The sequence below is a fragment of the Serratia bockelmannii genome (assembly GCF_008011855.1).
Classification (GTDB): Bacteria; Pseudomonadota; Gammaproteobacteria; order Enterobacterales; family Enterobacteriaceae; genus Serratia; species Serratia bockelmannii.
Map to the genome: position 1 here is coordinate 25,133 of NZ_VOUX01000008.1, position 15,839 is coordinate 40,971.

The window sequence follows — 15,839 nt, forward strand, 5'->3', positions numbered from 1 at the left end:
CGCCCAATCATCACACCAGTAAATCTACAAGCGGCGGTTTATCCGCCGCACGGCATCACGCGTGCTCGCGCAGGCGCTGCGCCGCCAATACCATGTTGGCCAGCGACTGTCGGGTTTCCGGCCAGCCGCGGGTTTTCAGGCCGCAATCCGGGTTAACCCACAGGCGTTCCGCCGGGATGTTCTGCGCCGCTTTACGCAGCAGCGCTTCAATCCATTCCACGCTCGGCACGTTCGGCGAGTGGATATCGTAGACGCCCGGCCCGATTTCGTTCGGGTATTCGAACTCTTTGAAGGCTTCCAGCAGATCCATATCGGAACGCGAGGTCTCGATGGTGATCACGTCGGCGTCCAGCGCGGCGATGGAGTCCATGATGTCGTTGAACTCGCAGTAACACATGTGGGTGTGGATCTGGGTGTCGTCCCGCGCCACGGCGGCGTTCAATTTGAAGGCGTCCACCGCCCAATTCAGGTAGGCGGCCCAGTCGGATTGGCGCAGCGGCAGCCCCTCGCGCAGCGCAGGCTCGTCGATCTGGATGATGCCGATACCGGCTTTTTCCAGATCTTCCACCTCGTCGCGCAGCGCCAGCGCAATCTGCTTGGCGATCACTTCGCGGGTCACGTCTTCACGCGGGAACGACCAGCACAGGATGGTCACCGGTCCGGTCAACATGCCTTTTACCGGCTTGTCGGTCAGCGACTGGGCGAATTTGGCCCATTCGACGGTGATGGCTTCCGGGCGGCTGACGTCACCGATGATGACCGGCGGCTTCACGCAGCGGGAGCCGTAGCTCTGCACCCAGCCATTCTGGGTAAACACGAAGCCGTCCAGGTTCTCGCCGAAATATTCCACCATGTCATTGCGCTCGGCTTCACCGTGCACCAGTACGTCAAGCCCGAGGCGCTCCTGCTCGACGATCGCCTGTTTGATGTGCTCACCGATGCTGGTGCGGTAGTTGTTGCCGTCCAAACGGCCCTGTTTGAAGTCCAGACGCAGGCCGCGGATCTCGGTGGTCTGCGGGAACGAACCGATGGTGGTGGTCGGCCAGGCCGGCAGGTTGAAACGCTCGCGCTGCGCCCTGGCGCGCTCGGCGTAAGCGCTGTGGCGTTCGCTGTCCTGCGAGGTGATCGCGGCCAGCCGGCGCTCAACCTGTGGGTTATGCACGCGGCTCGACTGACGGCGGGCGCGGATCGGCGCGCTGTAGGCGTCCAGTTCAGCCTGTTTCGTCGTGTCAGGCGCGTTCAGCGCCGAGCTTAATAGCGCCAGCTCGGCGCATTTTTGCAGCGCGAAGGCGAACCAGCTTTTCACTTCTTCGTCCAGACGGCTTTCCACGCTCAGGTCGATCGGACTGTGCAGCAGTGAACAGGAGGAGCCAATCCACAGCGGGCGGGTGCCCACCAGCGGCTGCAGACGTTCAAACCAGCGGCTCAGATCGGCGCGCCAAACGTTGCGGCCGTTGATCACCCCCAGCGACAGCAGCCAGTCTTGCGGCAATGCGGCGCTCAGCGTGGCGATATCGTCATGACCGGCGACCAGATCGACATGCAGCCCCTGCACCGGCAGCGTGCGAATGGTGTCGAGGTTGTGGCCTACGCTGTCGAAATACGTGGTCAACAGCAGCTTCACCTGCCCCTGCAGCGCGTCGTAAGCCGGTTTGAACGCGTCCAGCCAGGCTTGCGGCAGCTCCAGCACCAGCGCAGGCTCGTCAATTTGCACCCACTCGACGCCGCGCTTCGCCAGCTCGGCCAGCACCTGCTGGTAAACCGGCAGGATCTCTTTCAGCAGCGACAGGCGGTCGAACGGCTCGCCCTTCGCTTTCCCTAACCACAGGTAAGTCACCGGGCCAAGCAGCACCGGCTTGATGCGATGGCCGAGCGCCAGCGCTTCATCCACTTCGTCCAACAGCTGAGTCCAGCCCAGTTTGAACTGCTGGCCTTGCTGGAATTCGGGCACCATGTAGTGATAGTTGGTGTTAAACCATTTGGTCATTTCCGCCGCGGCCGCCGGCTCGCCGGTCGGTGCGCGGCCACGGCCGATGCGGAACAGCGTGTCCAGATCGATCGAGCCATCCGCATTCTGATGGCGCGCCGGCACGTTGCCCAGCAGCAGGCTGGTGGTCAACACATGATCGTACCAGGCGAAATCGCCGACCGGCACCAAATCCACCCCGGCCTGCTGTTGCTGTTGCCAATGACGAGCGCGCAGCTCGCGGCCAACCGCCAACAGCTCTTCCTGCGTTGAGTTGCCGGCCCAGTAGCTTTCCTGAGCTTTTTTCAGCTCACGTCGTAGCCCAACGCGAGGAAAACCCAGTGTGTGATTCAAAATTGCCATCGTCATATCCCCCATTTAGCCGTCCAGATGTTTACACATCCATAATCAGCAGGTACTGTATTAACCACAAGCGCAATTTATTCACTGTCAATGTGAAGGACTCTCATGATCGAACTGAAACATTTACGGACGCTGCAGGCCCTGCGCAACAGCGGTTCGCTGGCGGGGGCGGCGGCCCAACTTCACCAGACGCAGTCTGCCCTGTCGCACCAGTTCAGCGATCTTGAACAACGTCTGGGCTTCAAGCTGTTCGTGCGCAAGAGCCAGCCCTTGCGCTTCACCGCCCAGGGCGAGATCCTGCTGCAGCTGGCGGAGCAGGTCCTCCCGCAGATCCAACAGGCGCTGCAGGCCTGCCACGAGCCGCATCAGACCACGCTGCGCATCGCCATCGAATGCCACAGCTGCATTCAGTGGCTGACGCCGGCGCTGGACAACTTCCGCCAGCGTTTCCCGCAGGTGGTGATGGACTTCACCTCCGGCGTCACTTTCGATCCGCAGCCGGCCCTGCAACAGGGCGAGCTGGATCTGGTGATGACGTCGGATATTCTGCCGCGCAGCGGCCTGCACTATTCGCCGATGTTCGATTTCGAGGTGCGTCTGGTGCTGGCGCCGGATCATCCGCTCGCCGGCAAGCCGCACATCGAGCCGGAAGACTTGAGCGATGAAACACTATTGATTTACCCGGTGCAGCGCCAACGGCTGGATATCTGGCGACATTTCCTGCAGCCGGCGGGCGTCAACCCGGCATTGAAGAACGTCGATAACACGCTGCTGCTGATCCAGATGGTATCGGCGCGGATGGGGATTGCGGCGCTGCCGCACTGGGTGGTGGAGAGTTTCGAACGGCAGGGGCTGGTGGTGACCAAAACCCTGGGTGACGGCCTGTGGAGCCGCCTGTACGCCGCCGTGCGCGATGGTGAACAGCGCCAGGCGGTGACCGAAGCCTTTATCCGCTCGGCCCGCCAGCACGCCTGCGATCATCTGCCGTTCGTGCGCGACGCCGCACGCCCTGGCGCGACCGGCGCCAAAGCGTTGGCGGCCGGCGTATAAACTGCCGGCCCCCGTTTAGCCGAGCTGCTTCGGCGCCACCCAGCGTCGATGCACCCACAGTGAAGCGACGATCACCGCCCCGCCGATGATAAAGCTCGGCCAGTGCGGCTGCTGCTGCCAGATGGCCAGATTGACCAGCAGCCCGGCCGGCACATGCATGTTGTTCATGATGCCGAGCGTGCCGGCATCGACCTGCGTCGCGCCATAGTTCCACATGAAGTAACCCAGTCCCGACGCCACCACGCCCAGCCAGATCAGCACGCCCCACTGCAGGTTGGTGGTTGGCAGCTGCTGCGGGTTACCCCACAGGAACCAGGCCACCACCGCCACCACCGCCGCCCCCAGGTAGAACCAGGAAAAGGCGGTGTGCTGCGGCAAGGGGTGCACTTCCATCAGGCGCTTATAGCCGACCATGCCGATGGCGAAGCTGATATTCGCCGCCTGCACCAACAGCAGCCCCCACCAGAAGTGTTCACTCAGTTGGTGATAGCGAATGATCGCCGCGCCCAGCACCGCCAGCAGCGCGCTGAAGACGTAGCCCCAACGCAGGCGTCGGCCGCTCAGCAAGTCGTAGATCAGCGTGATGTACAGCGGCGTCAGCACGGTGAACAGCAGGAATTCCGGCACCGTCAGGTAGAGATAGGCGCGGAAGCTGAACAGGTACATGATGCCCAGTTGGAAGGCCCCCACCAGCATATACAGCAGGATCACCTTGAGTTTGATGTTGCGCCAACGCAGAAACGGCAGAAACACCAGCGCCGCCAGCCCGATGCGCACCAGCGCCGAGAATCCGCTGTCGACGTGGCCCGCCAGGTACTCGCCAATCAGGCTGAAAGAAAATGCCCACAGAATGGTGGTTATAACCAAAAGCAGCACGATGGGTTCACCCTAAAAAGACCGAAAGGGCGATTGTAACGGAAGATGGACGCCTAAGGGGATGAAAGGCAGTTTACATCTGAACAAAAGACAAACTACCGGCAAAATTTCACCGTTGGGTTAGGCTTAATAAAAAGGCGAGGTAACCATCATGAAAACGTCTCACATTCTGTTCGCTCTGCTGTTGCTGCCTGGGTTGGCGGCGGCGGCCAACGGCGTAACCGACCTGCGCTCACAGCAGCAGTTACTCAACCAAAACAACCAGCAAGCGCAGCAACAGCGCCTGTTGAACAACCGGCAGATGGATCAACGCCGCCTGCAGCAGCAGCGACAGTTCGACAATCAGCGGCAACAGCTGATGCAAACCACGCCGAACGGCGGGCAGTTGCTGCCTAACGGCAACCAGCCGCGCGATCCGTTCAACCGCACCGCACCGGCGGTGCCGCAGGCGCCGATGCCGGCTATGCCCGCACGCCCATAACGGTGAGGATCAGCGGCGTGGTGATCGCCGCCAGCACGGTAGACATCACCAGGCTGGTGGCGGCCGGGCCGGTGAGCGTATTGAACTGGCGCGACATCAGGTAGACGTTCACCCCCACCGCCATCGATCCAAGTAGCACAACAACGCGGGTTTCCATCGGCGGCAGATCCATCATCCAGGCCAGCAGCCAAATCACTAGCGGCTGCACCAGCAACTTCAGCACGCAGATGGCGCTGCTCAGCTGCCAGCCTTCGCTGATGCGGTACTCGGCAAGCCCCATGCCAAGCACCACCAACGACAGCGGCGCCGCCACCTGGCCGAGCATGCTGACCGGTCGATCGACGAAGTCCGGCAGCGGCAAGCCGGTCAGGCTAAACAGCGTGCCGGACAAAATGCCGACGATCAGCGGGTTGGTCAGCACGCTGCGCGCGGTTTTAGCGAAACCGCTCAACGTCGGCGAGCCGTTGCGCGCCCATTCGATCGACACCGTCACCAGCGTCCACAGGATCAGGCCGTTGAACACCAGCACCAGCGCCACCGACGGGATCGCCGCCTGCCCCAGCATTACGCTGGCGATAGGTAAACCGAGCATCACGTTATTGGAGAAAATACCGCCTAACGCAAACACCGATCCGGCGACGCCATCCAACCGGAAGAGGTGCCGGGCGACCAGGCGGCCAAGCACAAATACGATCAGGCAGCTGCCAAAGAACGCGATCAGCAGCCGGGCGTCGACCGCCGGGCGCTGCGAGAAGTCGCACATCATGCGAAACAGCATGGCGGGCAAGGCGAGGGAAAACACGAAGCGCGTCAGGCCATCGGTGATGCTGGAGGGCCATTTCCCCCAGCGAATCAGCCCATAACCCAATGCGATCAGGACGAACAGCGGTAAAGACAGCACGATCTGGTGCCACAGTGACAGGATAAAGCCAGGCATCGCATTCCTTCCGGTGGTGCGGCGGCAAGGCTTGTCGTCGCGGGATTCATCGGCGCCGGATTAAAAAGCCGGGCCAATCAAATCTATCCGGTCGGTGCAAATGCAGTCAACGCCCCAGTCGAGCAGCAGGCGCGCGCGATCCGGTTGGTTGACGGTATACACCAAAATACGCAGCCCGGCGTCTTTCAACGCTTTCACCCGCTCGGCGGTCAGCGCTTTGTGGTCGATATGCAGCGAGACGCAGTCCAAGCGTTCGGTCAGCTCGCGCCAGTTGTCGTCCCAGGCCTCCAGCAGCAAGCCGCGCGGCAAATCCGGCACGGTGCGCTGCGCCGCCGCCAGCGCTTCTACCGAGAAGGAAGAAAGCAGCGGATCGGTCTGCCCTTGCCACAGCAACCGCGCCGCCAGCGCCACCACCCGGCCGGTTTCATCGTCGCTGCCGGTGGTCGGTTTGATCTCGATATTGGCCATCAGGCCGTGTTCCCGGCAGCGTTCCGCCACCTCCGACAGCAGCGGCAACCGCTCGCCCTTGAAGGCCGAGCTGTACCAGTTGCCGGCGTCCAGCTGCACCAGTTTGTCCCACGGCAGCTCGCCCGCCACGCCCCAACCGTTGCTGGTGCGATCCAGCGTGTCGTCGTGCAGCAGGAAAATTTGCCCGTCCTGCGCCAGCTTGGCGTCGAACTCGATCATCTTGTGGCCGTGGCGCGCGCCGACGTCGATCGCCGCCAGGGTATTTTCCGGCGCCAGAGAACCGCCGCCGCGGTGGGCGACAATATGAGGGTAAGGCCAGGGTCTTGTCATCAATCCATCCGTAATCCGCTGTGGGTGTCAAAGAAGTGCAGCGCCTGAGCAGGCAGCTGCAAATATAGCGTACTGCCCGCCGTCGGCAAGGTTTCATGCGACAGCCGCGCGATCACCCCGTGACCGCCCCACTGGCCGTGCGCCAGATTGTCGGCTCCCAGCAGTTCCAGCGTCTGCAGCTGCAGCGGCACGCCCTGGCCTTGCGCCACCAATTGAATATGCTCCGGCCGAATACCCAGCGTCAACGGCCGCCCCGCCCACTGCGGCTTGGCCGCCGGCAACGGCAGCGTCATGCCGTCCGCCAGCAGCAGCTGGCCGCCGTCGGCACTGAGGGTGCCGGGCAGCAGGTTCATCGCCGGCGAGCCGATAAAGCCGGCGACGAACAGCGAAGCCGGCCGTTGGTACACTTCACTCGGGGTGCCGATCTGCTCTGCCACGCCCTTATTCATCACGATCACCCGCTGCGCCAGCGTCATCGCCTCCACCTGGTCGTGAGTCACGTACAGGCTGGTGGTTTTCAGACGGCGGTGCAGCTGTTGCAGCTCCAGGCGCATCTGCACCCGCAGCTTGGCGTCCAGGTTGGACAGCGGCTCATCGAACAGGAATACCGCCGGTTCGCGCACGATGGCGCGCCCCATCGCCACCCGCTGGCGCTGGCCGCCGGAAAGTTCGCGCGGTTTGCGCTTGAGCAGCGGCTCCAGCTCCAGGATGCGCGCCGCTTCCTCCACCCGCTGGCGGATATGATCTTTGCCGAAACCGCGGATCTTGAGGCCGTAAGCCATGTTGTCGTACACGCTCATGTGCGGATAGAGCGCGTAGTTCTGGAACACCATCGCGATGCCGCGATCCTTGGGCTCCAGATCGGTCACGCGCCGGGTATCGATATAGATATCGCCGCTGGTAGTGCGCTCCAGCCCGGCCACCATACGCAGCAGCGTAGATTTGCCGCAGCCGGACGGGCCGACCATCACAATAAATTCACCGTCCGCCACGTCGAGGTCGATCTGTTTGATCACCGGCGTTTTACCGTCGTAAGACTTGGTGACCGCCTGTAGTTTTAATCCTGCCATCGTCGTTATTTCTCGCTATCAACCAGACCGCGCACAAACCAGCGCTGCATCAGAAGCACCACCGCCAGCGGTGGCAATAAAGTTAGAATCATCGCCGCCATCACCTGGTTCCACTGGGTCGGCGCGCCGGAGGTGGAGATCATGCTCTTGATGCCCGCCACCGCGGTGCCCATCGAAGCGTCGCTGGTGATCAGGATCGGCCACAGATATTGGTTCCAGCCGTAGATAAAGGTGATGACAAACAGCGCCGCCAGATTGGTTTTCGACAGCGGCAGCACGATGTCCCAGAAGAAACGCATCGGCCCGGCGCCGTCGATGCGCGCCGCCTCCAGCAGCTCATCCGGCAGCGTCATGAAGAACTGGCGCAGCAGGAAGGTAGCGGTGGCCGAGGCCATCAGCGGCAGCGTCAGGCCGGTATAGCTGTCCAGCAGGTTGAGGTTGGAGATCACCTCCACCGTCGGGAAAATGCGCACTTCCACCGGCAACATCAGGGTGAGGAAAATCAGCCAGAAAAACAGGCTGCGCAGCGGGAAACGGAAATACACGATGGCGTAAGCCGACAGTACCGACACCGCGATTTTGCCGCAGGTGATCGCCAACGCCATGATTACGCTGTTGAGCAGCAGCAGCGAGAACGGCACCTTGAGGTTGCCCACGCCGCCCTGCCAGATATTGCGAATGTTCTCCCACAGGTGGCCGCCGGGCACCAGCGTCATCGGCACCTGAAACACCTGTTTGTCATCCAGCGTGGCGGCGACAAAGGCCACGTACAGCGGGAACAGCACCACCAGCACGCCGATAACCAGCATCACATGGCTGAAGATGTCCAGCCCGCGTCGATTCTCAATCATTGATAGCGCACCTTACGTTCAACGAAGCGGAACTGGATCACCGTCAGGCCGATCACCAACAGCATCAGGATCACCGACTGTGCGGCGGAGCTGGAGAGATCCAGCCCGGCGAAGCCTTCGCGGTAGATCTTGTAGATCAACGTGGTGGTGGACTGCACCGGCCCGCCGCCGGTGGCGGCGTCGATCACCGGGAAGGTATCGAAGAAGGCGTACACCAGATTGACCACCAGCAGGAAGAAGCTCACCGGCGCGATCAGCGGCAGCACCAGATGGAAGAAGCGCCGCACCGGGCCGGCGCCATCGATGGCTGCCGCTTCCACCAGCGAACGCGGGATAGACTGCAGCGCCGCGAGGAAAAACAGGAAGTTATAGCTTATCTGCTGCCATACCGAGGCCAGCACCACCAGGAACATCGCCTGGCCGCTGTTTTGCGCATGGTTCCAGTTATAGCCCAGCCCGTTGAGGAAATGGGTGATCAGCCCCAGGCCGGGGTTGAACAGAAAGATCCACAATACCGCCGCCACCGCCGGCGCCACCGCGTAGGGCAGGATCATCAGCGTGCGATAGAGGCGGCTGCCGCGCAGCACGTAGTCCACCAGCGCGGCGAAGAACAGCGAAACCGCCAGCCCGATGCCCGCCACCAGGAAGCTGAAGATCAGCGTGGTGTAGAACGAGTCGAGGTAGTAAGGATCCTGGAACAGCTGTTTAAAGTTATCCAGCCCGACAAACTGGCTGGAGAGGCCGAACGGATCGAGGCTCTGCACCGAATACCACAGCGCTTCGCCGGCGGGCCATAAAAAGAAGACGGCGGTAATCAGCAGCTGCGGCAGCACCAACGCATAGGGCAACCAGCTGCAGCCGAAACCGGGACGGGAAGATGACATAGCAGTTAAACCATTGATCGGGTAAGGAAGGATCGGCGTGAAGATGCGAGCCCGGTCTGTCGGGCTCGCGACGCAGGGTTACTTGGTCGATGCTTCGAAGCGGCGCAGCAGCACGTCACCGCGCTGTACGGCGGCGTCCAACGCCTGCTGTGGCGTTTTCTTGCCGGTCCACACGCCTTCCAGCTCCTCATCCACCACGCTGCGGATCTGCGGCATGTTGCCCAGGCGCAGGCCCTTGGTGAACGGCAACGGCGGCTTGTTCAGCATCTGGCGAGTGGCGACGTCGGCACCCGGGTTCTTGTCGTAGAAGCCCTGCTGCTTGGTCAGATCGTAAGCCGCGGTGGTGATCGGCAGATAGCCGGTCTTCTGGTGCCATTCGGCCGCGATTTCCGGCTGCGCCAGGTACTGCAGGAACTCGGCCACGCCCTTGTAGGTGACGGCGTCTTTGCCGTTCATCACCCACAGACTGGCCCCGCCGATGATGGCGTTCTGCGGCGCATTTTTCGCGTCGGCGTCGTACGGCATCATGCCGACGCCGTAGTTGAATTTGGCGTAGTGCTTGATGTCCGCCAGCGAACCGGAAGAGGCGGTGGTGATGGCGCAGTCGCCGTTATAGAACTTCTCGGTGGATTCGTCTTTGCGGCCAAAGTAGGTAAAGTCGCCCTTCTTGTTCATCGCCTCCAGCAGCGCGATGTGCTTGACCTGCAGCGGTTGGTTGAACTCCAGCTTGGCGTTGGTGCCGCCGAAACCGTTGTTTTCACTGGCGAACGGCACGCCGTGCCAAGCGCTGAAGTTCTCCAGCTGGATCCAACCCTGCCAGCCGCTGGCGTAGCCGCACTTCATGCCGGCCTCACGCAGCTTGGCGGTATCCGCCGCCAGCTCCTGCCAGGTTTTCGGCGGCTGGTCCGGGTTTAGGCCGGCCTTTTTGAAGGCATCTTTGTTGTAGTACAGCACCGGCGTGGAGCTGTTGAACGGCTGCGACAGCAGATGTCCGCTCTTGTTGTCGGTGTAATAGCCGGCCACCGTCGGCACGAACACCGACTCGTCGAAGTTGATGCCGGCCTCTTTAAACACTTCATAGACCGGTTTGATGGCTTTGCTGGCCATCATGGTGGCGGTGCCCACCTCGTAAACCTGCAGGATCGCCGGCGCCTTGCCGGAGCGGTAAGCAGCGATGCCCGCCGCCAGGCTCTGTTCGTAGTTGCCTTTATAAACCGGCACAATCTTGACGTCGCTGTGCGACTGATTGAAGCGATCCGCCAGGGAATCCACTTCCTTACCCAGTTCACCTTCCATTGAATGCCAGAACGGGATTTCTGTCGCCGCCAGCGCCTGAGTGCTGACCGCCAGGGTCAACGCGACGCACAGCGTGGTTTTGCGAATAGCGTAGGTGAGCATGCCTAACTCCTGAAAAAGCTGGTGTAAAAGCGCGTGAGCGAAAAGAATCAGTTTTTTGTTCGGAAGCTAACATGCCATGCGCGGATGACAGAAAAATAACCGTTATATGACAGCCACATGACGGCAAGGTGAAGTGAAGATGGCGGTTTGATGTCGGCGGCGGGCATGGCCTCCGCCGCCGCGAGGATTACAGCGAACGGCGCAGGCGCGCCACCGCTTCTTGCATCTGCTGCTCGGTGGCGGTGGCGAACGACAGGCGGAAGGTCGAACGATCCGGGTTGTCGGAGAAGAAGTATTCCCCCGGCACGAACACCACACCCTGCTGCAAGGTCGTGTTCAGCCATTCGGTGGCGTTGAACGGCTGGCGGAAGCGCGCCCACAGGAACATGCCGCCCTTCGGCTTATCGAAGGTGATGTAGTCGCCCAGCTCCTGCTCCACCAAACCGGCCAGGATCTCGCCCTTTTGCTTGTAGGCGGCGCGGATCTTGTCGATCTGCGCCGGCAGGCGATCCAGGCCGAGATAGCATTCGACGATGCTCTGCGACAGCGCGCTGGCGTGCAGATCCGCCGCCTGCTTGATGATCGCCACTTTATGCAGCAGGAACGGCGGCAGGATCGCCCAGCCCAAGCGCAGGCCCGGCGCCAGGATCTTGGAGAAGGTCGAGGTATAGATGATGTGGTCGGTGTTGCCCAGCACCTGCCGCGACACCTGATGCAGCGTCGGGTGGCGCTCTTCGGTAAAACGCAGCTCGCCGTACGGATCGTCTTCGATGATCAGGAAGTTATGTTCGGCGGCCAGCTTCACCAGCAGTTCGCGGCGCGCGGCGCTGAGGGTGATGCCGCTGGGGTTGCCGAAGTTCGGCACCACGTACACGCCCTTGATGCGCTGGGTTTTCAGCAGCTCGGCCAGCTCTTCCACTACCATGCCGTCGCTGTCGGACGAGACCGACATGATGTTGGCTTCCGCCAGCTCCAGCGTTTGCAGCGCCGCCAGGTAGGTCGGGCGCTCCACCACGAACACGTCGCCGGGGTTGACGATGGCGCGCATCACCAAATCCAGTGCCTGCTGCGAACCGGCGGTGACCATTACCTCTTCCGCGCCAGCGGTGACGCCGCGCTCGGCGCACAGCGCGCAAATGCGCTCACGCAGCAGCGGGCTGCCCTCGGTCAGGCCATACTGGAACGCGCTTTTCGGCTGTTCGGTGATCGCCTGCTGGGTGGCGATGCTCAATCCTTCGAAATCGAACAGCGCATCAGAGGGGATGCCGCCCGCCAGCGAAATGACGTGTTCCATCTTGCTGTGCTTAAGCAATTCACGGATGGCCGAACTTTTTACGTTAACGATGCGCTGCGCGAGTAACCCTTCTGTCTTCATTTCTTCTTCTCGTACCTGATTATTTTAATTCGTAGGGGGGCGGATTAACCGCCCAGATACGCCGACCTCACTGCTTCGTTGGCTAACAATGCAGCCCCCGTATCTTCCAACACCACGCGGCCGTTTTCCAGCACATAACCGCGGTCCGCCAATTTCAGCGCCTGATTGGCGTTTTGCTCCACCAGGAAGATGGTCATGCCCTCTTCCCGCAGTTGCTGAATGATGTCGAAAATCTGCTGGATAATGATCGGCGCCAGCCCCAGCGAGGGCTCGTCGAGCAGCAGCAGCTTCGGCTGACTCATCAGCGCGCGGCCGATGGCCAACATCTGCTGTTCGCCGCCAGACATGGTGCCGGCGCGCTGGCTTCGACGCTCCAGCAGGCGCGGGAACAGCGTGAACACCCGTTCAATGCGCTGTTGATACTGTTGGCGATCGGCGAAGAAGCCGCCCATTGCCAGGTTTTCTTCCACCGTCATCCGCGAGAAGACGCGCCGCCCTTCCGGCACGATCGCCACCGCTTCGCGCATGATGCGCGAGGTTTGCCACTGGGTGATGTCCTGGTCCTGAAAGACGATGCTGCCTTCGCTGGCGCGCGGTTCGCCGCACAGGGTGCCGAGCAGCGTGGTTTTACCGGCGCCGTTGGCGCCGATTAACGTCACAATTTCGCCCTGACTTATCGTGAGACTGACCTGATGCAGCGCCTGAATTTTGCCGTAATGGGCGGATACCTGATTGAATGACAACATATTATTCTTCGCCCAAATAAGCCCGGATCACGTCCGGGTTGTTGCGGATCTCCGCCGGTGTGCCCTGCGCCAGCGGCGTGCCCTGATTCACCACGTAAATGCGGTCGGAAATGCCCATCACCAGCTTCATGTCGTGCTCGATCAGCAACACCGAGACCTTATGCCGATCGCGCAGCTCGACGATCAGGTGATCCAGCTCGTCGGTCTCTTTCGGGTTGAGGCCGGCGGCCGGTTCGTCCAGCATCAGCAGCTCCGGCCGGGTCACCATGCAGCGGGCGATCTCCAGCCGCCGCTGCTGCCCGTAGGCCAGGTTGCCCGCCGAACGGTTGGCCATCTCCAGCAGGCCGACGCGCTCCAGCCACTCCGCCGCACGCGCCAGCGCCTCAGCTTCGGCGCGGCGGAAGGCCGGAGTTTTCAGCAGCCCGGCGAACACGCCGCTTTTCAGGTGCTGATGCTGCGCCACCAGCAGGTTCTCAATCACCGTCATTTCACGGAACAGCCGCACATGCTGGAAGGTGCGCACCACGCCCATGCGGGCGATGGCCTGCCCCGCCAACCCTTCCAGGTGGCGATCGCGCAATTTGATGGTGCCGCCGGTCGGGCGGTAAAAACCGGTCAGGCAGTTGAACACCGTGGTCTTACCGGCGCCGTTGGGGCCGATCAGCGACACGATTTCGCCTTCGTTCAGCGTCAGCGCCACATTGTTGACCGCCAGTAGCCCGCCGAAACGCATCGACAGGCCCTCTACCTGCAGTAAAGGTTGAACGCTCATGCCTGTTCCCCCTTGCCCGCGTGAATGTCCGCCGCCTGCAGCTTCAACTGCGGCCGTTTCATCGGCAACAGCCCCTGCGGCCGCCAAATCATCATCAGCACCATCAGCGCACCCAGCAGCAACATGCTGTACTCATTCAGATCGCGCATCAGCTCGCGCGACACCACCAGCAGGATTGCCGCCAGAATGACCGCGAACTGCGAGCCCATACCCCCCAGTACGACGATCGCCAACACGAAGGCCGACTCGACGAAGGTGAAGGATTCCGGGCTGACGAACCCCTGGCGCGCGGCAAACAGCGTGCCGGCAAACCCGGCGAAAGCGGCGCTGATGGTAAAGGCGGTCAGCTTGATGCGCGTCGGGCTGAGGCCCAGCGAGCGGCAGGCGATCTCGTCTTCGCGCAGCGCTTCCCAGGCGCGCCCGAGCGGCATGCGCAGCAGGCGGTTGATGACGAACAGCGTCAGCACCACCAGCAGCAGCGCCACCAGGTACAGGAATACGATGCGATCGCTCGGATCGTATTTCAGGCCGAAGAAGTTATGGAAGGTATCCCAGCCGCCGTCGCGCAGGCTGCGGTTGAACTCCAGGCCGAAGAAGGTCGGTTTCGGGATCTGGCTGATGCCGTTCGGCCCGCCGGTGATCTCGGTATTGTTCAGCAGCAGGATGCGCACGATTTCGCCGAAGCCGAGCGTCACGATCGCCAGATAGTCGCCGCGCAGCCGCAGCACCGGGAAACCGAGCAGGAAGCCGAAAGCGGCGGTGACGATACCCGCCAGCGGCAGGCTCTCCCAAAAGCCGAGGCCGTAATAGTGATTCAGCAGCGCATAGGTGTAGGCGCCGATGGCGTAGAAACCGCCGTAGCCGAGCACCAGCAGACCGGACAAGCCCACCACCACGTTGAGGCCGAGGCCCAGCATCACGTAGATCAGCGTCAGGGTGGCGATATCCACCGTGCCGCGCGAGACCAGGAACGGCCAGGCGACCGCCGCGACGATGAGCAAAGCCGCCAGCAGCTTTTGCCGCGGCGTGGTGCCGTCGAAGCTCGGCAGCACGAACGCCGGGCCGGAGACTTTTTTCAATCCCTGCTGCAGCAGCGGGCGCAACAGCTGGAAGAAAAAGACGATGACGCAGCCGATGCCGATCCACATCCAGCGCACTTCCGCCGCGCCGTGCACCACCAGCTTGGTGCCGTCCAGGCTGAGCTGCATGCCCATCAGGAACGACGCCATCACGAACAGCACCGCCGTGGCGATCAGCGCATTGAGCAGATTGAGTTTCATACTTTCTCAACCTCCGGACGCCCGAGGATGCCGGTCGGCATGATCAGCAGCACCACGATCAGCAGCGCGAACGACACCACGTCTTTGTATTCGGTGCTCAGGTAGGCAGAGGTCAGCGCTTCCGCCACGCCCAGTACCAGGCCGCCAATCATCGCACCGGGAATGCTGCCGATGCCGCCCAGAACCGCGGCGGTGAAGGCTTTCATACCGGCCATAAACCCGATGTAAGGGTTGATGACGCCGTAGAACTGGCCGAGCAACACCCCGGCCACCGCCGCCATCACCGCACCGATAACGAAGGTCAGCGAGATCACCCGGTCGGTGTTGATGCCCAGCAGGCTGGCCATCTTCAGATCTTCCGCACAGGCGCGGCAGGCGCGGCCCATGCGTGAATAGCGGATAAACAGCGTCAGCGCCAGCATCGCCAGGAAGGTCACGAGCCAGATGGTCAGCTGCATGGTGCTGATGGTGGCGGCGAAGCCGTTGCTTTCTCCCAGCACCCACTGGCCGGTCACTAGGCTAGGCAGCGCCAGATCGCGTGAGCCCTGCGTCAGGCTGACGTAGTTTTGCAGGAATATCGACATGCCGATGGCCGAGATCAGCGCAATCAGGCGCTTGGAGTTGCGCACCGGCTTGTAGGCCACCCGTTCGATGCTCCAGCCGTAGGCGCTGGCGATAACGATCGAGACCAGGAACGCGGCGCCGATCAGCAGCCAACCGACGTCGATGCCGAGCATCATCAGGGCGGCGATAACGATAAAGGAGACATAGCTGCCGATCATGTACACCTCGCCGTGGGCGAAGTTGATCATGCCGATGATGCCGTAAACCATGGTGTAACCGATGGCGATCAATGCATAGGTGCTGCCCAACGTTAAGCCGTTGAACATCTGCTGCAGAAAATAGAGGAGTTGCTCTGACATACTCTGAACCCTTGGCTGCGAAACCCGCCGGCGGAGAACCGGCGGGTAAAGGGAGACGGGGCCGGCAAG

The 15,839-nt window shown here is 61.9% G+C and carries 15 protein-coding genes; 2 read left to right on the forward strand and 13 right to left on the reverse strand.

What is annotated here, in order from left to right; genetic code table 11:
- Positions 1 to 55: 55 nt before the first annotated feature.
- Complete coding sequence (metE, locus tag FOT55_RS11705; protein ID WP_187181938.1) at positions 56 to 2,344, reverse strand: 5-methyltetrahydropteroyltriglutamate--homocysteine S-methyltransferase; 2,289 nt, start codon at positions 2,342 to 2,344, stop codon at positions 56 to 58.
- A gap of 90 nt (positions 2,345 to 2,434) precedes the next feature.
- Between metE and metR the strand changes: the two genes are divergently transcribed.
- A complete protein-coding gene (gene metR / locus FOT55_RS11710) occupies positions 2,435 to 3,379 on the forward strand; it encodes an HTH-type transcriptional regulator MetR (RefSeq protein ID WP_016929455.1) in 945 nt (314 codons plus the stop codon).
- 15 nt (positions 3,380 to 3,394) lie between these two features.
- Here the strand turns inward: metR and FOT55_RS11715 are convergent, their stop codons facing one another.
- Complete coding sequence (locus FOT55_RS11715) at positions 3,395 to 4,255, reverse strand: carboxylate/amino acid/amine transporter (RefSeq protein ID WP_025304913.1); 861 nt, start codon at positions 4,253 to 4,255, stop codon at positions 3,395 to 3,397.
- 151 nt (positions 4,256 to 4,406) lie between these two features.
- Here FOT55_RS11715 and FOT55_RS11720 point away from each other — a divergent pair, with 151 nt between their 5' ends.
- Complete coding sequence (locus tag FOT55_RS11720; protein ID WP_060434764.1) at positions 4,407 to 4,736, forward strand: hypothetical protein; 330 nt, start codon at positions 4,407 to 4,409, stop codon at positions 4,734 to 4,736.
- Here the strand turns inward: FOT55_RS11720 and FOT55_RS11725 are convergent.
- From FOT55_RS11725 to livH, 11 genes are all read right to left on the reverse strand, one after another.
- Entirely contained in the window at positions 4,717 to 5,673 is a 957-nt protein-coding gene (locus tag FOT55_RS11725) for an AEC family transporter (protein WP_025304911.1), read from the reverse strand. The genes FOT55_RS11720 and FOT55_RS11725 overlap by 20 nt on opposite strands.
- Before the next feature lie 60 nt (positions 5,674 to 5,733).
- The gene (gene ugpQ, locus FOT55_RS11730; protein WP_025304910.1) at positions 5,734 to 6,471 is read right to left on the reverse strand and encodes a glycerophosphodiester phosphodiesterase; all 738 of its coding nucleotides are present in this window, start codon (positions 6,469 to 6,471) and stop codon (positions 5,734 to 5,736) included.
- Entirely contained in the window at positions 6,471 to 7,541 is a 1,071-nt protein-coding gene (locus FOT55_RS11735; RefSeq protein WP_147823493.1) for a sn-glycerol-3-phosphate import ATP-binding protein UgpC, read from the reverse strand. Before FOT55_RS11735 ends, ugpQ begins: the two co-directional genes overlap by 1 nt.
- 5 nt (positions 7,542 to 7,546) lie before the next feature.
- Positions 7,547 to 8,392 (reverse strand): sn-glycerol-3-phosphate ABC transporter permease UgpE, encoded by an 846-nt coding sequence (gene ugpE, locus FOT55_RS11740; RefSeq protein WP_025304908.1) that lies wholly within the window; start codon positions 8,390 to 8,392, stop codon positions 7,547 to 7,549.
- On the reverse strand, positions 8,389 to 9,276 hold the full coding sequence (gene ugpA / locus FOT55_RS11745) for a sn-glycerol-3-phosphate ABC transporter permease UgpA (protein WP_015376293.1): 888 nt from the start codon (positions 9,274 to 9,276) through the stop codon (positions 8,389 to 8,391). Before ugpA ends, ugpE begins: the two co-directional genes overlap by 4 nt.
- 78 nt (positions 9,277 to 9,354) lie before the next feature.
- Positions 9,355 to 10,674, reverse strand: coding sequence for a sn-glycerol-3-phosphate ABC transporter substrate-binding protein UgpB (gene ugpB, locus FOT55_RS11750; RefSeq protein ID WP_147823494.1), 1,320 nt, complete (start codon positions 10,672 to 10,674; stop codon positions 9,355 to 9,357).
- A 187-nt stretch (positions 10,675 to 10,861) separates the two neighbouring features.
- Positions 10,862 to 12,049, reverse strand: coding sequence for an aminotransferase-like domain-containing protein (locus FOT55_RS11755; protein ID WP_147823495.1), 1,188 nt, complete (start codon positions 12,047 to 12,049; stop codon positions 10,862 to 10,864).
- A 44-nt stretch (positions 12,050 to 12,093) separates the two neighbouring features.
- Positions 12,094 to 12,795: a high-affinity branched-chain amino acid ABC transporter ATP-binding protein LivF gene (gene livF / locus FOT55_RS11760; protein WP_025304905.1), complete on the reverse strand. Its 702-nt coding sequence runs from the start codon at positions 12,793 to 12,795 to the stop codon at positions 12,094 to 12,096.
- Position 12,796: 1 nt separating this feature from the next.
- On the reverse strand, positions 12,797 to 13,567 hold the full coding sequence (gene livG / locus FOT55_RS11765) for a high-affinity branched-chain amino acid ABC transporter ATP-binding protein LivG (RefSeq protein WP_025304904.1): 771 nt from the start codon (positions 13,565 to 13,567) through the stop codon (positions 12,797 to 12,799).
- On the reverse strand, positions 13,564 to 14,847 hold the full coding sequence (locus FOT55_RS11770) for a high-affinity branched-chain amino acid ABC transporter permease LivM (RefSeq protein ID WP_025304903.1): 1,284 nt from the start codon (positions 14,845 to 14,847) through the stop codon (positions 13,564 to 13,566). Before FOT55_RS11770 ends, livG begins: the two co-directional genes overlap by 4 nt.
- Positions 14,844 to 15,770 (reverse strand): high-affinity branched-chain amino acid ABC transporter permease LivH, encoded by a 927-nt coding sequence (gene livH, locus FOT55_RS11775; RefSeq protein WP_015376290.1) that lies wholly within the window; start codon positions 15,768 to 15,770, stop codon positions 14,844 to 14,846. Before livH ends, FOT55_RS11770 begins: the two co-directional genes overlap by 4 nt.
- Positions 15,771 to 15,839: the final 69 nt, after the last annotated feature.

What these genes read in the sequence shown, in the direction of transcription:
- livG (WP_025304904.1), bottom strand. Translation starts at nt 13,567, where the DNA reads ATGAGCGTTCAACCTTTACTGCAGGTAGAGGGCCTGTCGATGCGTTTC.
- ugpE (WP_025304908.1), bottom strand. Translation starts at nt 8,392, where the DNA reads ATGATTGAGAATCGACGCGGGCTGGACATCTTCAGCCATGTGATGCTG.
- livF (WP_025304905.1), bottom strand. Translation starts at nt 12,795, where the DNA reads ATGTTGTCATTCAATCAGGTATCCGCCCATTACGGCAAAATTCAGGCG.
- FOT55_RS11725 (WP_025304911.1), bottom strand. Translation starts at nt 5,673, where the DNA reads ATGCCTGGCTTTATCCTGTCACTGTGGCACCAGATCGTGCTGTCTTTA.
- livH (WP_015376290.1), bottom strand. Translation starts at nt 15,770, where the DNA reads ATGTCAGAGCAACTCCTCTATTTTCTGCAGCAGATGTTCAACGGCTTA.
- FOT55_RS11720 (WP_060434764.1), top strand. Translation starts at nt 4,407, where the DNA reads ATGAAAACGTCTCACATTCTGTTCGCTCTGCTGTTGCTGCCTGGGTTG.
- metE (WP_187181938.1), bottom strand. Translation starts at nt 2,344, where the DNA reads ATGGGGGATATGACGATGGCAATTTTGAATCACACACTGGGTTTTCCT.
- metR (WP_016929455.1), top strand. Translation starts at nt 2,435, where the DNA reads ATGATCGAACTGAAACATTTACGGACGCTGCAGGCCCTGCGCAACAGC.
- FOT55_RS11735 (WP_147823493.1), bottom strand. Translation starts at nt 7,541, where the DNA reads ATGGCAGGATTAAAACTACAGGCGGTCACCAAGTCTTACGACGGTAAA.
- ugpA (WP_015376293.1), bottom strand. Translation starts at nt 9,276, where the DNA reads ATGTCATCTTCCCGTCCCGGTTTCGGCTGCAGCTGGTTGCCCTATGCG.
- ugpQ (WP_025304910.1), bottom strand. Translation starts at nt 6,471, where the DNA reads ATGACAAGACCCTGGCCTTACCCTCATATTGTCGCCCACCGCGGCGGC.
- FOT55_RS11755 (WP_147823495.1), bottom strand. Translation starts at nt 12,049, where the DNA reads ATGAAGACAGAAGGGTTACTCGCGCAGCGCATCGTTAACGTAAAAAGT.
- ugpB (WP_147823494.1), bottom strand. Translation starts at nt 10,674, where the DNA reads ATGCTCACCTACGCTATTCGCAAAACCACGCTGTGCGTCGCGTTGACC.
- FOT55_RS11770 (WP_025304903.1), bottom strand. Translation starts at nt 14,847, where the DNA reads ATGAAACTCAATCTGCTCAATGCGCTGATCGCCACGGCGGTGCTGTTC.